This is a genomic window from Streptomonospora wellingtoniae, assembly GCF_031845375.1.
In the GTDB taxonomy this organism is placed as follows: Bacteria; Actinomycetota; Actinomycetes; order Streptosporangiales; family Streptosporangiaceae; genus Streptomonospora; species Streptomonospora wellingtoniae.
This window is the reverse complement of the sequence record NZ_JAVREK010000002.1, coordinates 201,118-223,066: the sequence shown is the minus strand read 5'-3', so window position 1 is coordinate 223,066 and position 21,949 is coordinate 201,118. Positions and strand designations below refer to the sequence as shown.

Here is a 21,949-nt window from a genome sequence, read left to right as displayed (position 1 = left end):
GGGATTCCGGCAACCGGCGACACCCGGCGAAACGAGCGACGAAGAAGGAGAGGAGACGCGATGCCACCAGCCGACAGCGCGGACTCCGCCGGCGGACCGGGCCCCGGGCGCCCCGCCGGGGGCCGCTCCCGCGGCGGCCCCTTGCGGGACTGCCTGGACGGGCTGCGCATGGCGGGCGGGACGCTGACGGCGGTACCGGTCGCGGCGCCGCGGGTGGACCGCGCCGCGGCGGGCTGGGCGATGGGCCTCGCGCCGCTGGTGGGCGCGGCGCTGGGGGCCGCCGCCGCGGTCGTACTGGCCGCCTCCGTGCTGGCCGGTCTGCCCGGTTTCCTGTCCGCGGTCCTGGCGGTGGGCGCGCTCGCCCTGCTGACCCGCGGGCTGCACCTGGACGGCCTGGCCGATCTCGCCGACGGGCTCGGCAGCGGACGGCCGGCTGAGGGGGCCCTGGAGATCATGCGGCGCTCGGACATCGGGCCCTTCGGCGTGATCACGCTGGTTCTGGTGCTGCTGCTCCAGACGGCGGCGCTGGGAGCGATCGCCGACTCCTCCCCCGCCGCCGCGGCCGCCGCGCTGGTGGCCGCTTCGGCGACCGGCCGGCTGGCGATCACCTGGGCGTGCACACCGCGCGTGCCCTCGGCCCGCCCCGAGGGACTCGGCGCTTTCGTGGCGGGCACCGTCCCCTATTGGGGGGCGGGCGCGGCCACCGGCGCCGTCCTGTCGGTGTCAGCGCTGGCGGGCCTCGCGCACGGCGGGGCGTTCGCGCTGTCCTGCGCCCTCGCCGCCGCCGCGGGCCTGGCCGCCGCGGCGCTGCTGCTCGCCCGCGCGCTGCGCCGCACCGGCGGCATAACCGGCGACACCCTCGGTGCGCTGTCCGAGACTGCGACGACTGCCGCGCTGCTGGTCACGGCCGGTGCCGCCGCATGAGCCCGCGGCGCCGGAGCCCGACCGCCCCGGCCGGCTCCCCGGCCGGCTCCCCGCCCCGGGCGTACCGGCCGGTAGTGGGTGTTGGCATCCTCACATTTCTTCACAGCTGCCGCGGTGCCGCCCGCGGCCGGGGCGGCGCCGACGGCGCCCGCCCGGCGCGACCTGCGCCTCCGCCACGCCGCGGGCCGAACCGGCCCCCGAACCCGCCGCCGCGCCCGCATCCCGACGCCGCCCGCGTGAGCGGGGCGGACGGCGCTGCTCTCGCTTCGCGGGTCCCGCGGCCGGGACCGGCCCCGAAGGCCGCCCGGGCATGCACCTCCCGCTGCCGGTGCCGCACGCGGCCACCGGGACCGCCGCGGCTTCGGGCGTTCTCCGCAGCGCGCGGCCACGCCGCGGGCGCGGTGCCCGGCGGCACGTCACAAGGGCTAGCATCGGGGACGTGAGCACGTCGTTGTCAGTAATTACGGAATCCCCCGGTTCGCTCGACGTCGACGCGGTGGTGGTCGGTTACCATCCGTCGGACGACGGACCCCAGCCCGCGGCCGGCGCCGACAGCGTCGACGCCGCCTTCCCCGGCGGCCTGGCCAAGACGCTGTCGCTACTCGGAGCGACCGGCACCGCCGAGGAGGTGCACAGCGTCCCCACACAGGGCACGCTGACCGCACCGGTGGTGATCGCCGTCGGCCTCGGCGCCCCGCCGCCGGGCGGCGCGCCCGACCCCGACGGCGTCGCCCGCGCCGCCGGAGCCGCGCTGCGGTCGCGCGGCGCCAACCACACCCGGATCGCCCTGGCCCTTCCCGCCGACACCCCCGAGCTGGTGCACTCGGCCGCGCTGGGCGCCCTGCTCGGCGACTACTCCTTCACCCGGTACCGCACCGGCGAGGACACCCGCACCCCCGTCGCGCAGCTGCTGGTCGCCAGCACCGCCGCCGGCGCGCAGGAGGCCGCCGAGCGCGCGAGCACCCTCGCCGGAGCCGTCAGCCTCAGCCGCGACCTGGTGAACACCTCCCCCGCCGACCTCGTGCCCGAGGACCTGGCGGACATCGCCGCCCAAGTGGCGCGCGAGAACGGCCTGGCCGTCGAAGTCCTCGACGAGCAGGCGCTGACCGAAGGCGGCTACGGCGGCCTGATCGGCGTCGGCCAGGGCTCGGCCAATCCGCCGCGCCTGGTCCGCTTGGAGTACACCCACCCCGAGGCGAGCGCCACCGTGGCCTTCGTCGGCAAGGGCATCACCTTCGACTCCGGCGGCCTCTCGCTGAAGCCGGCCTCCGCAATGGACTGGATGAAGTCCGACATGGGAGGCGCCGCGGCGGTCCTGGGCGCCATGCGCGCCATCGCGCAACTGGCCCCGGCCGTCAACGCGGTGGCCTACCTCGCCATCGCCGAGAACATGCCCGGCGGCAGCGCCCAGCGGCCCTCCGACGTGCTGACGATCTACGGCGGCAAGACCGTCGAAGTCCTCAACACCGACGCCGAGGGCCGCCTGGTGATGGCCGACGCGCTGGTGCGCGCGCACGAGGACTCGCCCGACCTGATCGTGGACGTGGCCACCCTGACCGGCGCCCAGCTGGTCGCGCTGGGCACCCGCGTGTTCGGCGTCATGGCCAACGACGACGGCGTGCGCGAGGACGTCGTGGCCGCCGCCGCCGAGGCCGGCGAGCAGTCCTGGCCCATGCCGCTTCCGGCGGAGCTGCGCCAGGGACTCGACTCCTCCGTGGCCGACATCGCCAACGTCGCCGGCGAGCGCTGGGGCGGCATGCTCAGCGCGGGCGTCTTCCTCAAGGAGTTCGTCGCCGACGGCACCGCCTGGGCACACCTGGACATCGCCGGTCCCGCCTTCAACCAGGGCGGCCCCTTCGGCTACACGCCGAAGGGCGGCACCGGCGCCGCCACCCGGACCCTGGTGCGGATCGCGGAGAACCGCTCCGCACGCCGGACCTGACGCGGGAGCCCGACCACGGCGACCGCAGACAGAACGCGCACTGCGGCGGCATCCGGGTAGCCGACCCGGACCGCCCGCCGCGCGGACTCGTCCGAACCAGACGAACATTCACATCCACATCAAGGAGTGTCCTTCCCGTGAGTGAGAACGGCGGCACCTTCGACCTGGTGATCCTGGGAGCCGGCAGCGGTGGCTACGCCGCCGCCATCCGCGCCTCCGAGCTGGGCATGAAGGTCGCCCTGATCGAGAAGAACAAGCTCGGGGGCACCTGCCTGCACGTCGGCTGCATCCCCACGAAGGCGCTGCTGCACTCGGCCGAGGTCGCCGACGCGGCGCGGGACAGCGAGACGTTCGGCGTCAAGGCCGACTTCCAGGGCATCGACATGCCGGGCGTCAACGCCTACAAGGACAAGGTCGTCAACCGCATGTACCGCGGCCTGACCGGCCTGATCAAGTCGCACGGCATCACCGTGGTCGAGGGCGAGGGCCGGCTCACCGGTCCGGACGAGGTCACCGTCGGCGGCGCCGTCTACAAGGGCGCCAACATCCTGCTGGCCACCGGTTCCGCGCCCAAGACGCTGGGGCTGGACATCGACGGCGAGAAGGTCATCACCAGCGAGCAGGCGCTGGAGATGCAGAGCGTCCCCGCGTCGGTGGTCGTGCTGGGCGGCGGCGTCATCGGCGTCGAGTTCGCCAGCGTCTACCGCTCCTACGGCGCCGAGGTCACCATCGTCGAGGCGCTGCCGCACCTGCTGCCGCTGGAGGACGAGTCCACCTCCAAGCAGCTGGAGCGCGCGTTCCGCAAGCGCGGTATCAAGTACGAGCTGGGCACCCCGTTCGAGAGCGTCAAGACCACCGACTCCGGGGTCAGCGTCTCCCTGAAGGGCGGCAAGTCCCTGGAGGCCGACGTCCTGCTGGTGGCCATCGGCCGCGGGCCGGTCTCGGAGGGCCTGGGCTACGAGGACAACGGCGTCCGGATGGAGCGGGGCTTCGTCGCGGTCGACGAGAACCTGCACACCGGCGTGGGCAACATCTACGCGGTGGGCGACCTCATTCCCACCCTGCAGCTGGCCCACGTCGGCTTCGCCGAGGGCATCTACGTCGCCGAGCAGATCGCCGGGCTGAACCCGCCGGCCATCGACTACGACGGCGTGCCCCGCATCACCTACTCCGAGCCCGAGGTCGCCTCGGTGGGCCTGACCTCCGCCAAGGCCAAGGAGAAGGGGTACGAGACCGTCGAGCTGGACTACAACCTCGGCGGCAACGGCAAGAGCCAGATCCTGCAGACGCAGGGCTCGGTCAAGGTCATCGCCCAGAAGGACGGCCCCGTGCTGGGCGTCCACATGATCGGCTCCCGCGTGGGTGAGCTGACCGCCGAAGGCCAGCTCATCTACAACTGGGAGGCCCTGCCCTCGGAGGTGGCCCAGCTGGTCCATCCCCACCCGACGCAGTCGGAGGCGCTGGGCGAAGCGCATCTGGCACTCGCCGGAAAGCCGCTGCACGTCCACGAATGAGGCGACCGCGGGGCGGGCTGGGGCTCGCCCCGCCTTTTTCTTCCCCGCGTTCCGCACGTCCATTTAAGAGGAACCATGCCGACTTCCGTTTCAATGCCCGAGCTGGGCGAAAGCGTCACCGAGGGCACAGTCACGCAGTGGCTGAAGCAGGAGGGAGACCGGGTCGAGGTCGACGAGCCCCTCCTGGAGGTCTCGACCGACAAGGTCGACACGGAGATCCCGTCCCCCGCGGCGGGGGTGCTGACCAAGGTGCTCGTCGCCGAGGACGAGACCGTGGAGATCGGCGCGGAGATCGCGATCATCGGCGGTGAGGACGAGGCCGGCGGCGAGTCCGCCCCCGCGGCCGAGGAGTCCGCCCCCTCGCCCGAGCCGCAGGCCGCCGAGGCGGCTCCGGAGCCCGCACCCCAGCCGGAGCCCGAGCCGGAGCCCGCTCCCCAGCCGGCTGCGCAGCCCGAGCCGGAGGCGAAGCCGCAGGCCGCCCCGGAGCCCGTGCGCCGCGCCCCGGAACCGGCCGCGCAGCGTCCCAGCCGCGAGGACGTCACCCCGCCGGTCGACGTGGAGACGGTCAGCGGGAGCGGCCGCTCCGCGGGCACCGACGCCGTCACCGAGGCCTACGTGACGCCGCTGGTGCGCAAGCTCGCGACCGAGGAGGGCGTCGACCTCTCCACGGTGCAGGGCACCGGCGTCGGCGGCCGCATCCGCAAGCAGGACGTCCAGGACGCGGCCCGCAAGCGCCGCGAGGCCCCCGCCGGCGGAACCGCACCGCAGGCGCCCGCGCGCACCCGCCGCCCCGTGGTCGCCGACACCAGGCTGCGCGGCACGACCGAGACCATGTCGCGGCTGCGCCAGACCATCGCCGACCAGATGGCCGAGTCGCTTCGGATCTCGGCCGAGGTCACCCAGGTGATCGAGGTCGACGTCACCACCGTCGCCCGCCTGCGGGAGCGCGCCGCCGCGGAGTTCGAGCAGCGCGAGGGCGTGGAGCTCGGTTTCTTCCCCTTCATCGCACTGGCCGCGGTCGAGTCGCTCAAGGCCCACCCCAAGCTCAACGCGGTCATCGACAGCAGCAGCTACGAGGTCACCTACCACAGCATCGAGAACCTGGGGATCTCGGTCGACACCGAGCCCGGGCTGCTGGTGCCGGTGATCAAGGACGCCGGCGACCTCAATCTGGGCGGGATCGCCCGCAAGATCGCCGACCTCAGCGAGCGCGCGCACACCGGCAGCCTCAGCCCCGACGAGCTGAGCGGCGGCACGTTCACGCTGGCCGACACCGGCGAGGTGGGCGCCCTGTTCAACACCCCGATCATCAACCAGCCGCAGGTCGGCATCCTCAGCACCGGCGCGGTGGTCAAGCGCCCGGTGGTGGTCGACGACCCCGAGCTCGGCGAGGTCATCGCGGTGCGGTCGATGATGTACGTGGCCCTGACCCACGACCACCGGCTGATCGACAGTGCCGACGCCGCACGGTTCCTGCAGGACATCCGCGAGCGCATCGAGGAAGGCGCGTTCGAGTCCGAGGTCGGCCTGGCCTAGGCTCCGGCGGCGCTCGCGCGAGCGGGCGCCGCGCACAAGCGGACGGGGCGGTATCCGGATCGGGTACCGCCCCGCTTTTACCCCACCATTCACCATCCCCCTGGTGATCCCCATCACCAAAGGTCTGCGCCGCGGAACCCGACGGTTACGTTGAGTTCCGCGGTGCTAACACTACGGTATTCCACCCGTGGTTGTCGCGTCGGCGTTGGCGGAAACCGGCCACGGGCTCCGGGCTCGCGGCGTCCGGCCCGAACCGGTCCCCGGCCGCACCGGCCGCTGGGCGCCCCGGGCGGAACAGCGGGTAGCTTGGCGGTTATGCGCGTAGCGATCACCGGGGCTTCGGGGCTCATCGGCTCCGCACTGTCCGACTCCCTGACCGGCGACGGCCACGAGGTGCTCCGCATGGTCCGGCGCCCCGCCCAGAACTCCGGCGAAGCGGAGTGGCGCCCCGAAAGCGGCTACGTCGACACCGGCCGCCTCGCCGGCGCCGACGCGGTCGTGCACCTGGCCGGGGCCCCGCTCGGCCCGGCGCGCTGGACGCGCCGCTACAAGCGGATGCTGCGCAAGAGCCGAACTCAGGCCACCCGAACGCTGGCGGTCGCGCTGGCCGGCATGGACCGGCCCCCGCCGCGCCTGGTCTCGGGCTCGGCCGTGGGCTTCTACGGCGACACCGGCGCCGTGCGCACCGGCGAGGACGGCCCGCGCGGCCGCGGGTTCCTCGCCGAGCTGGTCGCCGACTGGGAGGCCGCCACCGCCCCGGCCGCGGAGGCGGGCCTGTCCGTCGCCCACGCTCGCACGGGCGTCGTCCTCGCGCGCTCGGGCGGCCTGCTGGGCACGCTGCTGCCGCTGTTCCGGCTGGGCCTGGGCGCGCGGCTGGGCAGCGGGCGGCAGTACATCTCGTGGATCGCGCTGGTCGACGAGGTGGGTGCGCTGCGGTTCCTGATCGAGCGGCCCGACATCACCGGCCCGGTGAACCTGGTCGCGCCCGAGCCGGTCACCAACGCCTCCTACACGCGCTACGTGGCGCGCGCCGTGCGCAGGCCCGCCCTGCTCGCCGTTCCGGGCTTCGCGATGCGCGCTGCGTTGGGCGGCTTCGCCGACGAGGCGGCCCTCGTGAGCCAGCGGGCGGTGCCCGAACGCCTGTCGGCCGAGGGGTATTCCTTCCGCCGCCCCGGGCTGGCCGGTGCCCTATCCGACATCGCCTGAGCCCTGGCCGGGGCATATGGTGGGATGTATGAGTGAGCTCGTCTTCGTCCGCCTCGGCGAGACCCCGGTGCCTTACCACGAGGGCTGGGACCTCCAGAAGCGGGTACACGCCGACCGCGTCGGCGGCCTCATCCCCGACACCGTCCTGGTTCTGGAACACGAGCCGGTCTATACGGCGGGCAAGCGCACCGGCCGCTGGGACCGCCCGCTGACCGATCCCGGCGCCCCCGTCGTCGACATCGACCGCGGCGGCAAGCTCACCTGGCACGGCCCCGGCCAGGCCACGGTCTACCCGATCGTGCGGCTGGGGCAGCCGATCGACGTCGTCGGCTACGTGCGGATGCTGGAGGAGGCCCTCATCCGCGCCGTCGCCGACTTCGGCCTGGAGGGCAAGCGGGTCGAGGGCCGCACCGGTGTCTGGCTGGACGCGGACCCCGACCGCGGACGGGCCGAACGCAAGATCGCCGCGATCGGCTGCCGGATCGCCCGCGGTGTCGGCATGCACGGGTTCGCGCTGAACTGCGACAACGACCCGTCCTGGTTCGAACGCATCGTGCCCTGCGGGATCACCGACGCCGGCGTCACCTCGCTCTCCGCCGAACTGGGTCGCGACGTCACGGTGGCAGAGGCCGTCCCCGTCGTCGAGCGCCACCTGGCCGCGGTGCTGGGCGCCACCGGCTACCGCGTGCAGGACAGCGCGCCCGAGCCGGCCCGCGGCGCCGAACCGGAGCCCGCGGGTGCCTGAGCCGGGCCGCCGTATCACGAACTCCCCACAAGGGAAGCAGGAAAGGAAGGGTCCGCGTTGACCGTCACTCCTGAGGGCCGCAAGCTGCTGCGGATCGAGGCCCGCAACAGCGAGACGCCCATCGAGCGGAAGCCGCCCTGGATCAAGATCAAGGCGAAGATGGGGCCGGAGTACTCCGAGCTGCACTCGCTGGTGAAGCGCGAAGGGCTGCACACGGTCTGCCAAGAGGCGGGCTGCCCCAACATCTACGAGTGCTGGGAGGACCGCGAGGCCACCTTCCTCATCGGCGGCGACCAGTGCACCCGGCGGTGCGACTTCTGCCAGATCGCCACGGGCAAGCCCAGCCCTCTGGACCGCCTGGAGCCCACCAAGGTGGCCGAGTCGGTCCGCAAGATGGAGTTGCGCTACGCCACGGTCACGGGCGTCGCGCGCGACGACCTCGACGACGGCGGCGCCTGGCTCTACGCCGAGACCGTCCGCAAGATCCACGAGCTCAACCCGGGCACGGGCGTCGAGCTGCTGATCCCCGACTTCAACTCCGACGACGATCAGCTGGGCGAGGTCTTCGGCTCGCGCCCGGAGGTGCTCGCGCACAACATCGAGACGGTGCCGCGGATCTTCAAGCGGATCCGCCCGGGCTTCCGCTACGAGCGCTCGCTGGAGGTCATCAGCAAGGCGCGCGCGGACGGGCTGGTCACCAAGTCCAACCTGATCCTGGGCATGGGCGAGGACCGGGCCGAGATCAGTGAGGCCATGCGCGACCTGCACGAGGCCGGGTGCGACCTGCTGACCATCACCCAGTACCTGCGGCCGTCCAAGCTGCACCACCCCATCGACCGCTGGGTCAGGCCCGAGGAGTTCGTCGAGCTGTCGGAGGAGGCCGAGGCGATCGGCTTCGCCGGTGCCATGTCGGGGCCCCTGGTGCGCTCGTCCTACCGTGCCGGACGCCTGTACCAGCAGGCGGCCGAGAAGCGCGAGCGGGTCGCCGCGGGCAGCTGAGCCCGGCCGGGGACCCGTAGGGGCGGCGGCACCGGCGACAACGTAACCAAGCTGAGACGGCGGCCGAGGGGCCGCCGTCTCACGTCCGCCCGCCGGCGGCCCATATCCTGATGGGGACGCGGGACGGTCCGCCGCCCCTCGGCCCGGACGGCCGGCGGCGGTCCGGCACCGGCCAGACGAGCTGCGGCGCGCCGATGCGCGCCGGGCGCGGCCCGACGAGCAGGGTTCGACCGATAGGAGGACGGGCAGGAGACGGGGCTCCCCCGCCGGCGCACCGCCGGTGCGCCCTGCCTGGAAATGCAATGGCGAAGAAGCCCAAGGACACCAAGGCCACCGCGACCCCGGCGCAAGGCGCCTCCGGCCAGAGCGGGGCGCAGAAGCCGCCCGGCCGCCTCAAGCAGTTCGGCATGGTCGTCCGGGTGGTCCACCGGCAGAGTCCGCGCACCATCCCCATCGCGGTCGGGATCTTCCTGGCGGTGCTCGCGCTGGCCGTCGCAGGCGGGTTCGTCTTCGGCGGATGGCTGTACTGGGGTCCGCTCGGGTTCGGTGTGGCCTTCCTGGCCGGCTTCTTCTACTTCACACGTGCCACGCAGCGCCTCCAGTACCAGATGCTGGACGGCCAGCTCGGTGCCGCGACCGCGGTGCTGGACAACCTGCGCGGCGACTGGACCAACGAGCCCGGGGTCAACGCCAACCGGCAGATGGACGTCGTCCACCGCGCGGTGGGCCGGCCCGGCGTGGTGCTGGTCGGCGAAGGCGACCCCTCCCGGCTGAAGGGGCTCATCGCCGCGGAGAAGAAGAAGGTCGCGCGCGTCGCCTCGAACACGCCCATCTACGACCTGCAGGTGGGGCACGGCGAGTCCCAGGTACCGATCGCCCAGCTGCAGCGCCGGCTGGTGCGGCTCCCGCGCAATCTGGACAAGGGCGAGGTCGCCGAGCTGCGCTACCGGCTCAAGGCGCTGCCCGGCGGGATGCAGATGCCCAAGGGGCCCATGCCCAAGGGCGTGCGGATGCCCAAGGGACCCAAGGCTCCCGGCGGCGGCGGCCGCTGAGGCGCCTTCCGGCCCGCACGCCCGAGGGGTTCGGGTGGCCGCCCGGTGCCTGCGTGCCCGACTGCGCCGGGGCCCGGCCCCGCTACCGGTCCAGCGGACGGGCGTGGCCGCCCGGTCCCTCCCGTCCCTCGGCCGTCGCGGCGCGTACCGCGTCCGGTGCTCCCGGTACCGCGTCTGCGCACCACCCGGGCGCCCGCGTCACATCCGCCGGGTCACGGTCCCGGCCGCGCGGTCGTGCAGGCCGCGGTGGTCCCGGTCGTAGACCACGGCCGGGATGACCAGGCACAGTAGGACGGTGCGCACCACCATGGCGACGGGCCACGGCAGCGCGCGCTCGCCGGTGGAGACGACCTCCGTGCCCACCATCCGCTTGCCCAGCGTGGTGCCGAACACCGACAGCATCGCGGCGGTGTAGACGCCGAACAGCAGCAGCGCCGCGCCGGAGGCGAACGTGGTGTCCTGGGGGTCGCCGCGCAGTCCACCGGTGGCCGCGGAGGCGACGAGGGCGCACAGGAGCCAGTCCAGGACGAGGCCCGACAGCCGCCGGCCGATCCCCGGCACCGAACCGGACCCGAACTCGGCCATGCCCAGCCGACTGCCGCGGTAGTGGAACTGCGCCTGGTCGGCGCCTCCGGTGTTGGCCATGGACACAACGGTATCGGTATGCACAGGCGGTTCCGGTCATCCCGCGGGCACCGGAAACGGTGTCCGCACCCCTTCTGCGTGTCCGGTTTCGAGGTGTTACCGCCGCTCATGCACGATGGTCAGGGTAAACGCCGAGCTCCGTAACGCGCAGGAAACATTGGAGACATGGACCGGAAATCGCCTGCTCCTAGCGTCGTTGACGTAGCCGGGAGGTCGCAGGGCCGGAGCACGGTACCGCAATGGCGCGGGGCACCGCCCGCGCGACCTCTTTCACCTGCACGGAGGTAACTCTTGTTCAGCAGCGCCGAAGAACTTCTGGCCTTCACCCGGAACGAGGACGTCAAATTCCTCGACATCCGCTTCACCGACCTGTTCGGGGCAGCGCACCACTTCACCCTCCCCATCGAGCACGTCGACGAGGGAACCTTCGACGAGGGCCTGATGTTCGACGGTTCGTCGATCCGGGGCTTCCAGGCCATCCACGAGTCCGACATGCTGCTGCTGCCGGACCTCTCCACCGCGGTCCTGGACCGGTTCCGCGAGCACAAGACGCTGAACCTCACGTTCTTCGTGCACGACCCCTTCACCCGCGAGTCCTACAGCCGCGACCCGCGCAACGTCGCCCGCAAGGCCGAGGCCTTCCTGAAGAGCACCGGGATCGCCGACACCGTCTTCGTCGGCCCCGAGGCCGAGTTCTACATCTTCGACGACGTGCGCTTCCAGACCCAGGAGAACGCGAGCTTCTACTACATCGACTCGATCGAAGGCGCCTGGAACACCGGCACCCGCAACGGCGAGTCCAACCTGGGCTACCGGCCCCGCTACAAGGGCGGCTACTTCCCGGTCGAGCCCGTCGACCACTACAGCGACCTGCGCTCGACGATGGTGCGCAACCTCATCGACGCCGGCATGGACGTCGAGATCCAGCACCACGAGGTGGGCACCGCCGGCCAGGCCGAGATCGACTTCAAGTTCGGCACGCTGCTCAAGACGGCCGACAACGTGCAGCTCTACAAGTACATCGTCAAGAACACGGCGTATTCCAAGGGCAAGTCGGTCACCTTCATGCCCAAGCCCGTCTTCGGCGACAACGGCTCGGGTATGCACTGCCACATGAGCCTGTGGAAGGACGGCGCCCCGCAGTTCTTCGACGAGTCGGGCTACGCGCAGCTGTCGGACATGGCGCGCCACTACATCGGCGGCCTGCTCAAGCACGCCCCGGCGCTGCTCGCGTTCACCAATCCCACGGTGAACTCCTACCACCGCCTGGTGCCGGGCTACGAAGCGCCGATCAACCTAGTCTACTCGCAGCGCAACCGCTCCGCCTGCATCCGCATCCCGCTGACCGGGTCCAACCCCAAGGCCAAGCGCCTGGAGTTCCGGGTGCCCGACCCCTCGGCCAACCCCTACCTGGCCTTCGCGGCGATGCTCATGGCCGGCATCGACGGCATCAAGAACAAGATCGAGCCGCCGGAGCCGGTCGACAAGGACCTCTACGAGCTGCCCCCGGCCGAGGCCGAGGCCATCGAGAAGGTGCCCGCCTCGCTCGACGCCGCTCTGGACGCCCTTGAGGCCGACCACGAGTTCCTGGTCGAGGGCGGTGTCTTCACCGAGGACCTGATCGAGACCTACATCGACTACAAGCGCACCGAGGAGATCGACTCCCTGCGCCTGCGCCCCCACCCGCGCGAGTTCGAGCTGTACTACGACATCTGATCGGATGGTGCCCGGCGCTGCCTGATCGCCGCCGCGGGCGGCGCGGGCGGGCCGCGGGAGACCGGCTGCGAGGGGCCGCCGAACCGCCGTATGCGGTCGGCGGCTCTTCGCTGCCTCCGGCGGCCCTGACCCCGACCCGGCGGTGCCCCCGGCCGAGCCGGACGCGGCGGAAGCGGCAGGCCCCGCACAGGGCGCGGGGTGCGGACGGCGCTGCCGAAATGTGATGGCGAGGCGTCCCGAGAGCGACGACTCGTCACTACAGGCTGTAGTAGCGTCGGGGCATGGACATCATCAACTCGGTACTCGTCTTCCTGCACCTGCTGGGGATGGCGGGCATCATCGCGGGATTCATGCTCCAGCTCATCGCCGGACACGCCGCGGGCCCCAAGAGCATCCTGCACAGCTCGCTGCTGCAACTGGTGACCGGGCTGCTGCTGACCGGCCTGGCCGAGATGGGCGACGACCCGGTCAACCACGCCAAGATCGGCGTCAAGCTCGTCGTCGCGCTGGCGGTGACGATCGTGGCGGTCGTCAACGTCCGCAAGCCCGACAAGCGCCTTGCGATCGCCGCGGGCACGCTCGCCATCGTGAACGTGGCCGTGGCGGTGTTCGTCTAGCCTCTCCCCTCGCCCCCTCCGGGCGCTGGCCAGCCAAAGCGCACGGCAAATCACCGTTGATCTTGTAGCTATCGTCACTGGAAATCGATTGCCATCACGATAGCTACAAGATCAACGGGGGTTGGGGCCGTCTTTCAGTCGTCGTAGAAGACCCGCTCCATCACCGCGCGCGCCCTGCGCGTGGCCTGGCGGTAGTCCTGCACCATGCGGCCGACCGCGCCCTCCTCCTCGTCGTCGTCCCGGTAGCCCAGCGCCCCGGCCAGGATCGCCTGGTCGCGCAGCGGCTTGGGAATGGAGTCCGACGGCTTTCCGCGCACCAGCATGATCGCCCCCCGCACGCGGGCGGCGAGGCACCAGGCGGCCTCCAGGGTGGCCCCGTCCTCGGCGTCGAGGAGACCGTGTTCGACCGCCACGCGCAGCGCCTCCAGCGTGCCCGTGGTTCGCAGACCGGGCACGTCGTGGGCGTGCCGGAGCTGGAGGAGCTGGGCTACCCACTCGACGTCGGACAGCCCGCCCCGGCCCAGCTTGGTGTGCATTGCGGGGTCGGCTCCGCGGGGCAGCCGCTCGGCCTCCATGCGAGCCTTCAGCTTGCGGATCTCCAGTACCTGCGCATCTTCGACGCCGCCCTCGGGGTAGCGCATCGGGTCGATGATCGCTGTGAAGCGCTCCCCCACCTCCGCGTCGCCGGCGACGGGCGCGGCGCGCAGCAGCGCCTGGCTCTCCCAGGTCGAGGACCAGCGCCGGTAGTAGGCGGCGTAGGAGTCCAGGGTGCGCACCATCGCGCCGCTGCGGCCCTCGGGGCGCAAGTCGGCGTCCAGGAGCAGCGGCGGGTCGTGCGCCGGCATCTCCAGCAGCCGCCGCAACTCCCGCACGATCGCGTCGGCGGTCTCGGTGGCGGCCACCGGGTCGGCACCGGGCAGCGGCTCGTGCACGAAGACCACGTCGGCGTCGCTGGCGTAGGTCAGCTCGCGGCCGCCGAAGCGGCCCATCCCCACCACGCACAGCCGCGTCTGCGGCTCCTCGCCGCGCTGGTCGGCCACCCGCGCGCGGGCCGTGCGAAGCGCGGCCTCGATGGTCACCGCGGTGATCGCGGTGAGCGCGTCGCCCACCGCCGCCACCGGCGAGACGCCCAGCAGATCGGCCAGCGCCGTGCGCAGCAGCTCGCGGCGGCGCAGCGCCCGAACCGCGGCCACGGCGTTCTCCGCGGTGCCGTGGCGGCGCAGGGCGGCGTCGGCCTCGGCCTCCAGCGCGTGCGTGGGCCGCTGCACCAGGTCGGCGTCGTCGGCCAGGACGGCAACCGCCTCGGGCGCGCGCAGCAGCAGCTCGGTGACGTAGCGGCTGGTCCCCAGCACCCAGGCCATGCGCTCGGCCACCCGGACGTCGTCGCGCAGCAGCCGCAGGTACCAGGGCGTGCCGCCAAGCGCCTCGCTGACCTTGCGGAAGCCCAGCAGCCCGGCGTCGGGATCGGGGGCGTCGGAGAACCAGCCCAGCATCACCGGCAGCAGCGTGCGCTGTATCGCCGCCCGCCGCGACACCCCCGACGTCAGCGCCTCCAGGTGGCGCAGGGCCCCGGAGGGGTCGGCGAAGCCCAGCGCGCTGAGCCGCTCGCCGGCCTGCTCCAAGGTGAGCCGCTGCTCGCCCTCGGGCAGGCGCGCCACGGCGTGCAGCAGCGGGCGGTAGAAGAGCTTCTCGTGCAGGCGCCGCACCTCGGCGGCGACGCGGCGCCAGGCCGACATGAACTCGGTGACGGGGTTGGCGCCGTAGCCCATGGCCCGGCCGAGCCGGCGCAGCTGCTCGGCGCCGTCGGCGCTGTCGGGGTCGGGCAGCAGGTGGGTGCGGCGCAGCCGGTTGAGCTGGAGCAGGTGCTCGACGCGGCGCAGGAAGCGGTAGGCGTCGGCGAGGCCGCCGGCGTCGTCGCGGCCCACGTACCCGCGCGCGGACAGCGAGTCGAGCGCGGCCAGGGTGTTGCCCGACCGCAGCGCCGGGTCGCTGCGGCCGTGCACGAGCTGGAGCAGCTGCACCGAGAACTCGATGTCGCGCAGCCCGCCGCGGCTGAGCTTGATCTCGCGCTCGGACTCGGCGGGCGGGATGTGGGCCACCACGCGGCGGCGCATCGACTGCACGTCGTCGACGAAGTTGTCGCGGCCGGCGGCCTGCCAGACCATCGGCTCGATCGCCTCGGCGTAGGCGGCGCCGAGCGCGGCGTCGCCGGCGATGGGGCGGGCCTTCAGCAGCGCCTGGAACTCCCAGGTCTTGGCCCAGCGCCGGTAGTAGGACACGTGCCCGGCCAGGGGGCGCACCAGGGGCCCGTTCTTGCCCTCGGGGCGCAGCGCGGCGTCGACCTGCCACAGGGTGCCTTCGGGCCCGGTCTCGGAGGGGATGCGCATCGTCTCGGCCGCCAGGCGCGCAGCAGCGCGCATCGCCGCCTGGTCGTCCTCGACGCCGTCTACGGGTTCGGCGACGAAGACGACGTCGACGTCGCTGACGTAGTTCAGCTCGCGGCCGCCGCACTTGCCCATGCCGATGACCGCCATCCGGCACAGCGCCGCCTGCTCCGGGTCGTCGGCGCGCGCGATCGCCAGGGCCGCGTCCAGCACCGCGGCGGCCAGGTCGGCCAGTTCGGCGCCGACGGTCTCCAGGTCGGCGGCGCCGGTGAGGTCGCGCCCGGCCAGCCGCAGCACCCGCCGGTGGTAGGCCACGCGCAGCGCGTGCGCGGGGCCGGCGGGGTCGTCGACCTTCTCGGCGGCGGCCGGCGCGTCGGCGTTGGGGTCGGCGCCGACGATGTGCAGCATGCCGGCCCGCAGCGCATCGGGGTCGGGAGCGCGTGCGGCGTCGGCGCCGCGCAGCTCGCGCCAGTCGCCGGGATGGCGCACCAGGTGGTCGGTGAGGGCGGAGCTGGCGCCGAGGACCTTGACCAGGCGGGCGCTGAGGTCGGGGTCGGAGCACAGTGCGTCGAGCAGCTCGTCCGGCTCGGCGCAGCACTCCAGCAGGCGGGCCAGGCCCAGGAGCGCCTGGTCGGGGTCGGGGGCGGCGCCGAGCTCGCCGACGACGGCCGCGTGCCGCTCGGGGGCGAGTCCGCAGTCCGCCAGCAGCCGCACCGCCCGCGCGGCGTCGCCGAAACCGCGCCTCGCCAGCGCACCGGCCGTCATGGTGAAAGTCTCCCGAGCCACGCTGCTCACGGTAGCCGCCCGCGGCGATGCGCCGGTAGGCTGATCTAGTTGAACACACGTTCAACTTTTCTTCCGCTCTCCAGGGCTCGGGGCGGGCCGCTCGCGACGGCGCGGCCTTCCAAAGCCCGCCCGGCGGGCCGGTGCGGCCGCGCCGCCTGCGCACCCCCTCAGCACACCCGCCCCGCTGCGGCGGGACGGAAGGAAGGAAGGCCGTCATGACGTGGCTGCTGCTGTTGGCCGCGATCGCCGCCGAGGTCACCGGCACGATCGCGCTGCGCTTCTCCGACGGGTTCACGCGCCTGGTGCCTACCGCCGTCGCGCTGGCCGGATACGGGGCCGCCTTCTGGCTGCTGGCCCAGGTGCTGGTCCGCGGCATGAACATCGGTGTCGCCTACGGAGTGTGGGCGGCGCTGGGCGTGTCGCTGGTCGCGGTGATCGGCGCCGCCTTCCTGGGCGACGGCCTCACCTGGATCCAGGGCGGCGGCATCGTCCTGGTCATCGCGGGCGTGCTCGCCCTGGAGCTGGGAGGGGCGCACTGACCACTGAAGCCAGCGCCGACGGCCGCCGGATGCGCGGCGAGCGCAGGCGCGCCGAGCTGATCGCTGCGACGCTGCGCGTCGTGGAGGCCGACGGGGTCGCCGGGGTGACCCACCGGGCCGTCGCGCGGGAGGCCGGCGTGCCTGCGAGCTCGGCGGTCTACCACTTCGCCACCCTCGACGACCTGCTGGTGGCCGCGCTCACCTCGGCGACCGACACCTACGTCGAGCAGTTGGAAGCGATGGCCCGGCAGCACCGCGACGTCCCGGCGGCGCTGGCCGGCCTCGTCGCCGACGGCGCGGGGACCGACCGCCGCCGCGCCCTGGCCGAGTGCGAACTGACCCTGCTGGCGGTGCGCCGCCCGGCTCTGCGCCCGGCCGTGCGGCGCTACCTCACGGCCCTGACCGAGGCCGTGGCCTGCTGCACCGGCGACCCCACGGCCGTCCGCGCGGCGGTCGCGGCCGTCGACGGCCTGTTCCTGCAGGGGCTGCTGGACGAGCGGGGAGTCGAGGCGGCGGAGATACGCGGCGTGCTGGTGCACATCCTGGGCGGGGGCGGGGACCGCGGGCCCTGACCGCGGTGCTCCGCGCCGGGGGCCTCGGGACACCCGCCGCGGTGGCGGGCGCGGGACCGCTCCGACCGCCGCAGCGCTGCGCGCCGGGGGCCGGGCGCGGCCGCATCGCCGCCGATCCGGCGCCGCGAACGGACCGGCTCAGCCGTCGTCCCCGTTCACCGGGTCCCGGCGGCCGTCCGGACGGAGGCGGGTCCACACGACGAAGGCCGCGACGCCTGTCGCCAGCACGAGCAGGACCGCGGTGAGCACACTCGTGATCGTGAGCACCCGCTGCGGAGCCGAGACCGCCGACGCCGCCTCGCGGACCGAGCCGTCGACGCGGTCGGCGTCGGTGGCGCAGGCCACCGGCGGCGCGCCCGCCTCGGCCTGGGCGCAGGCGGTGGTGGCCACGCGCCACAGGCGCTCGCCGGGCTCACCAAGACGCACGCGGGCCGTGCGCTCGACCTCGGCTCCGGGCTCGACGACCACGCGCCAGGTCGCGACTCCGCCCCGGGCCGTGCCGTCGGCCTCCACATCGACGAACCGCGCCCTCGGCGAGAGGCGCTGGGACACGATGGCGCGGCGCCCCTCGTCGCCCTCGTTGCGCAGCGTGAGGGTGTAGAGCACCTCCTCGCCCGCGGCGATGGTGTCGCGGTCGTCGGTGATGTGGACGGCCAGGGTCGTCCCCTCGACCGTCGCGGTGCGCTCGCCGGCGCCCCGCTCCGCCGGATCGGCGGGAGCGAGTGCGGCGACCACCGAAGGCGGGGCCCCCGGGGCGAAGGCCGCCGAGGCCGGGGTTCCGCTCCACACCGCACCGGCCGCGGGTGCCGCACCGCCCTCCTCCGGCGGCACCGTGGCCGCTCCGGCGGCGGCCGCCGCGGCGGCCGCCAGGGCCGCGGTGATCGCACCCGCCGCGCAGCGGCGGGCTAAGCTCCCGTTCCCATCGGTCACGTCCACCATCCCCCGATCGCCGGGTCGGCCGTCGGGGCCGCCCTTCGTCGCGAGCGGCCACACGGACGACAACTACGCGTGTCCAATCGGAAACGGAAAGCGACACCCCGTCGATCTTGTAGCTATCGTGAAGGGAAATTGTTTTCCTTCACGATAGCTACAAGATCAACGGAGATGCTTAGGCACGCGGACCGGAGTCCGCGGTGGTGAGACGCCTACGGGGCGCGCAGATAAGGCGTTCGCCCGATGCGGCCGCGGCCGTCTTACGGCGAATGTGGACATCACCGGGCCAAGAGTCCGGTCCCGACCACAGTTCCACGAAAGTAGGTCATCGCCATGCACCCAGACTTCCTGCAGGCGGCCGCCGACCACCACATCGCCCGGCTGCGCGAGGATGCGCGGCAGAGCACCCTGCGGCGCGCACTGCGCTCGGCGCGGGTGCTGGACCGGCGGGCGCGCGGCCGGGACGAGGAGCCCGGTGGCGGGATCGCCGACGCGCTGCCCGAGCAGCCGCCGGCGGTGCCCCACACCGCCCACACCGTTGCGGCGCCGCGCCCGGCCGTCAGCGTCGGCGGCGCTCCGGAGCATGCGGCCGACCGCGCTCCGACCCCGTGCTGAAGCGCGCCGGGCGGGCCGGTCGGCCGCTTCCGGACGGCGGCGCCCCCTGGACGCGGCCTCCCGGCCCCGGTCGGCACCGCCCGCGGCGGTCGGCTGCAGCGTTCCTGCTCCGGGAGGCCGCCCGCCGGAATTGAAATAGCACCAACCCCCCACTTGTCGGCATACTGGACGGCATGACGCCTGTCGGCACCAGCCCCGTTCTCATCGGGCGCCAGCACGAACTCCGCACCCTCCTCGACCACGCGCACAGCGCGCACTCCGGCGCCGGTGCGGCGACGGTGCTCGTGGGCGGTGACGCCGGAGTCGGCAAGTCCCGGCTGATCGCAGAGCACTCCCAACGCGTCTCGGGCCGCGTGGTCACCGGCGGATGCCTCGAACTGGGCGTCGACGGCCTGCCCTTCGCCCCCTTCGTCGCCGTGCTGCGCCAGATCCTGCGCGACCGCGGCCCGGCGGCCTTCGACGAACTCGTCCAGGGCGGCTCGAACGGCTCACCCGCGGTCCGGGAGCTGGGCCGCCTGCTGCCGGAGCTGGGCTCGCCGCCCGAGGACCGGCGCGAGGCGCGCGGCCTGCTGTTCGAACAGGTGCTGCGGCTGCTGACCGGAGCCGCCGGTGCCGACGGCCTCACAGTAGTCATCGAGGACCTGCACTGGGCCGACTCGGCGACCCGCGACCTGCTGGTGTTCCTGCTGCGCAACCTCGACGGCGCCGCGGTGCAGATCGTGGCCACATTCCGCAGCGACGACCTCCACCGCGGCCACCCGCTGCGCCGCCTGCTGCTGGAGCTGGAACGGCTGCCCACGGTCACCCGCATCACGCTGGAACCCCTCACGCCCGACCAGGCCGCCGAGCAGGCCGCGGCCATCCGCGGCCGCGAGCTGGCACCCGACGAGGCGGCCGCGCTGTTCGACCGCACCGGCGGCAACCCGCTGTTCGTGGAGTCGCTGGCCGGACAGCGCGAGTTCGTGGGCGCCGGACTGCCCGAGCGGCCCAGGGAAATGCTGCTGGCCTCCCTGGACGACCTCGACGAGGCGCACCGCCGCGTGCTGCGCACCGCCTCGATCGGCGCCGTCAGCGCCGCCCACATCGAGCACGAGCTGCTGGCCCACGTCGCAGGGATCGGCGAGGACGAGCTCAACACCGCCCTGCGCGCTCTGGTCGACGCCAACGTGCTGCGCATCGACGGGACCGGCTACCGGTTCCGGCACACCCTGCTACGCGAAGCGGTACACGACGAACTGCTGCCCGGCCAGCACACCCGGCTGCACCTGCGCTTCGCCGAGGCCCTGGACGCCGTCCCGGGCGCCGTCCCCTTCCATCGCCTCGCCGCGGAGCAGGCCCACCACTACTACTCGGGCCACGACCTGCCCCGCGCGCTCAGCGCGGCGTGGTGGGCCGCCGTGCGGGCCGCCGACACCCTCGCCTTCGCCGAGGAGCTGAGAATGCTGGAGCGCATCCTGGAGTACTGGGAGCGCGTGCCCGACGCCGTCGAGCGGGTGCAGGGCCACAGCCACGTGCAGGTGGTCTCGCGGGCCGCCGCAGCTGCGCTGGAGAGCGGCGACTTCTTCCGGGCGCGGGCGCTGTGCGACTCGGGCCTCGCCGAGATCCCCGCCGGCGCCGACGACGAGCTGAGCCGCACCGACCGAGCGACCCTGCTGCGCCGCCGCGGCCAGGCGCGCACCCAGATCTCCGACGGCGACGGGGTGGGCGACCTGTTCGCGGCGATGGCCGAATACCCGCCCCACGAGCCCGGCTACGGCTTCGTGCTCTCGCTGCTGGCGCGGGAGGCGATGCTGCACCAGGACGCGTCGCTGACGACCGGCCCCGGGGACGCCCCCGTCCCCGATCCCTCGCCCCCGTGGACGAGCGCGACCGCGCTCGCCACCGAGGCGATCCGCCGGTCCCGCGAAGGAGGCGACGCCTGCGCCGAGGCCGACGCCCTGCTGACCCTCGGCACGTGCCGCATGAACGAAGGCGACTTCGACGGGGGCAGGGCGCTGCTGGAGCGCGGCCTGGAGCTGGCGAAGAAGCTGCAGGACCCCTCACTCGAAGTCCGCGGCATGGCCAACCTCGCCCACTACATGCGCGAGCGCGGAATGCACGAGGAGGCCCTCGCCCACCTCGGCGTGGCCATGGACCGGCTCCGCGAGCTCGGACTGATGAGCGCAAGCGGCCCCTTCGTCGCGTTGAACATCGCCGAGACGCGGTTCGACTTGGGCGACCTCGCGGGCTGCCGGGGCAAGGTGCGCGCCAGCCTCGCCTGGTCGCCGTCGCCGGCCCACCGGGTCTACCTGACCACTGTGGACGTGCGTGCCGCTCTGGCCCTGGGCGACGTCGAGGGAGCCCGCCGCAGCGCGGACAGGCTCGACCCCGACTGCGCGTCCGGGCGCTCCCGCGTCCACACCGTGCAGCTCAGCGTCGCCGCACTGCTCGACCTGTACCTGGCCGAAGGCGACTTCGCGCGGGCTTCGGCGCTGTCCGCCGAGGCGCTGGAGCACATCGAATTCGACCGGTCGCCGGGCTACGGCTGGGTCCTTCTCGACCGCGCCGCCGAGTTCCTGCGGCAGGCCGCCGAGCTGCCCGAGGAGGCCTGCGGCGAGGCGGGGGAGGTGCGGGCGGGAGTCGAGCGGACCGCCGCGGGGCTGCGGACCGACGGACCGGTCCAGGCGGCCTTCCGGGCGACGGTGCGCGCCCGGCTCGCTTCGGCCGCGTGCGGCCGGGGGCCGGAGGGCGCCGCCGGCGCCGCCGCGGCCTGGCGGGCGGCCGTCGAGGCCTGGAGCGAGGTCAGCATGCCCCTGCACCGCGCCGACGCGCTGCTGCTTGCGGCCGAGTCCGCTCTGGTCGCCGACCGCGCCGCACCGGTGGGCGACTGGCTGCGCGAGGTCGCCAAGAGCGCGTCGGAGCACGGCGCGGCCGTGCTGGAGGGCCGGGCGCGCGAGCTGGCGCGGCGCAGCGGGGTGGCGCTGGAGGACGGCGGCCCGGCCGCCGGCGCGCCGTCTGCGTCGCCGCCCGCAGGTCTGACCCCGCGCGAGGCCGAGGTGCTGCGGCTGCTCGCCCGCGGCTACACCAACGCCGAGATCGCCGCGGAGCTGTTCATCGCGGCCAAGACCGCCAGCGTGCACGTGTCGCACATCCTGGCCAAGCTGGAGCTGCCCAACCGGGCCAGCGCGGGAGCCCGCGCGCACGCGCTGGGGCTGGTCTGACCGCCCGCCGGACGCTTTCGGCCC

Annotated in this window: 17 protein-coding genes; 14 read left to right on the top strand and 3 right to left on the bottom strand. The window is 73.6% G+C overall.

The features are described from left to right. The first annotated feature begins 60 nt into the window (after positions 1-60). The 8 genes from RM446_RS02755 (at position 61) to RM446_RS02720 (ending at position 9,918) form a co-directional block, all read left to right on the top strand. Entirely contained in the window at positions 61-924 is an 864-nt protein-coding gene (locus RM446_RS02755) for an adenosylcobinamide-GDP ribazoletransferase (RefSeq protein WP_398694309.1), read from the top strand. A gap of 439 nt (positions 925-1,363) precedes the next feature. Continuing rightward, complete coding sequence (locus RM446_RS02750) at positions 1,364-2,866, top strand: leucyl aminopeptidase (protein WP_311543456.1); 1,503 nt, start codon at positions 1,364-1,366, stop codon at positions 2,864-2,866. Between the two features lie 137 nt (positions 2,867-3,003). Next, the gene (lpdA, locus tag RM446_RS02745; protein WP_311543455.1) at positions 3,004-4,380 is read left to right on the top strand and encodes a dihydrolipoyl dehydrogenase; all 1,377 of its coding nucleotides are present in this window, start codon (positions 3,004-3,006) and stop codon (positions 4,378-4,380) included. A gap of 93 nt (positions 4,381-4,473) precedes the next feature. Next, positions 4,474-5,916: a 2-oxoglutarate dehydrogenase, E2 component, dihydrolipoamide succinyltransferase gene (sucB, locus tag RM446_RS02740; RefSeq protein WP_311543611.1), complete on the top strand. Its 1,443-nt coding sequence runs from the start codon at positions 4,474-4,476 to the stop codon at positions 5,914-5,916. 315 nt (positions 5,917-6,231) lie between these two features. Then, positions 6,232-7,122, top strand: a complete 891-nt coding sequence (locus RM446_RS02735) for a TIGR01777 family oxidoreductase (RefSeq protein WP_311543454.1) — start codon at positions 6,232-6,234, stop codon at positions 7,120-7,122. A 28-nt stretch (positions 7,123-7,150) separates the two neighbouring features. Then, positions 7,151-7,867 (top strand): lipoyl(octanoyl) transferase LipB, encoded by a 717-nt coding sequence (gene lipB, locus RM446_RS02730; RefSeq protein WP_311543453.1) that lies wholly within the window; start codon positions 7,151-7,153, stop codon positions 7,865-7,867. Positions 7,868-7,924: 57 nt separating this feature from the next. Further along, on the top strand, positions 7,925-8,866 hold the full coding sequence (gene lipA, locus RM446_RS02725) for a lipoyl synthase (protein ID WP_311543452.1): 942 nt from the start codon (positions 7,925-7,927) through the stop codon (positions 8,864-8,866). 302 nt (positions 8,867-9,168) lie between these two features. Beyond that, a complete protein-coding gene (locus RM446_RS02720; protein ID WP_311543451.1) occupies positions 9,169-9,918 on the top strand; it encodes a DUF4191 domain-containing protein in 750 nt (249 codons plus the stop codon). Between the two features lie 198 nt (positions 9,919-10,116). Here RM446_RS02720 and RM446_RS02715 read toward each other — a convergent pair whose 3' ends face one another. Continuing rightward, positions 10,117-10,563: an RDD family protein gene (locus RM446_RS02715; protein WP_311543450.1), complete on the bottom strand. Its 447-nt coding sequence runs from the start codon at positions 10,561-10,563 to the stop codon at positions 10,117-10,119. Between the two features lie 291 nt (positions 10,564-10,854). On the opposite strand from RM446_RS02715, the gene glnA reads away from it, so the two are divergent. Both glnA and RM446_RS02705 read left to right on the top strand, forming a co-directional pair. After that, positions 10,855-12,279 (top strand): type I glutamate--ammonia ligase, encoded by a 1,425-nt coding sequence (gene glnA / locus RM446_RS02710; RefSeq protein ID WP_311543449.1) that lies wholly within the window; start codon positions 10,855-10,857, stop codon positions 12,277-12,279. Between the two features lie 281 nt (positions 12,280-12,560). After that, positions 12,561-12,896 (top strand): hypothetical protein, encoded by a 336-nt coding sequence (locus RM446_RS02705; protein ID WP_311543448.1) that lies wholly within the window; start codon positions 12,561-12,563, stop codon positions 12,894-12,896. Between the two features lie 134 nt (positions 12,897-13,030). On the opposite strand, the gene RM446_RS02700 is transcribed toward RM446_RS02705, so the two are convergent. Next, positions 13,031-16,045: a bifunctional [glutamine synthetase] adenylyltransferase/[glutamine synthetase]-adenylyl-L-tyrosine phosphorylase gene (locus RM446_RS02700; RefSeq protein WP_311543610.1), complete on the bottom strand. Its 3,015-nt coding sequence runs from the start codon at positions 16,043-16,045 to the stop codon at positions 13,031-13,033. Between the two features lie 236 nt (positions 16,046-16,281). On the opposite strand from RM446_RS02700, the gene RM446_RS02695 reads away from it, so the two are divergent. Next, positions 16,282-16,605: a DMT family transporter gene (locus tag RM446_RS02695; RefSeq protein WP_311543447.1), complete on the top strand. Its 324-nt coding sequence runs from the start codon at positions 16,282-16,284 to the stop codon at positions 16,603-16,605. 29 nt (positions 16,606-16,634) lie between these two features. Then, positions 16,635-17,177: a TetR/AcrR family transcriptional regulator gene (locus RM446_RS02690; RefSeq protein ID WP_311543446.1), complete on the top strand. Its 543-nt coding sequence runs from the start codon at positions 16,635-16,637 to the stop codon at positions 17,175-17,177. Positions 17,178-17,315: 138 nt separating this feature from the next. Here RM446_RS02690 and RM446_RS02685 read toward each other — a convergent pair whose 3' ends face one another. Then, positions 17,316-18,107, bottom strand: coding sequence for a hypothetical protein (locus RM446_RS02685; RefSeq protein WP_311543445.1), 792 nt, complete (start codon positions 18,105-18,107; stop codon positions 17,316-17,318). Between the two features lie 336 nt (positions 18,108-18,443). On the opposite strand from RM446_RS02685, the gene RM446_RS02680 reads away from it, so the two are divergent. Both RM446_RS02680 and RM446_RS02675 read left to right on the top strand, forming a co-directional pair. Then, positions 18,444-18,725, top strand: coding sequence for a hypothetical protein (locus tag RM446_RS02680; RefSeq protein ID WP_311543444.1), 282 nt, complete (start codon positions 18,444-18,446; stop codon positions 18,723-18,725). Between the two features lie 173 nt (positions 18,726-18,898). Further along, positions 18,899-21,925: an ATP-binding protein gene (locus RM446_RS02675; RefSeq protein ID WP_311543443.1), complete on the top strand. Its 3,027-nt coding sequence runs from the start codon at positions 18,899-18,901 to the stop codon at positions 21,923-21,925. The last annotated feature ends 24 nt before the right edge of the window (positions 21,926-21,949 follow it).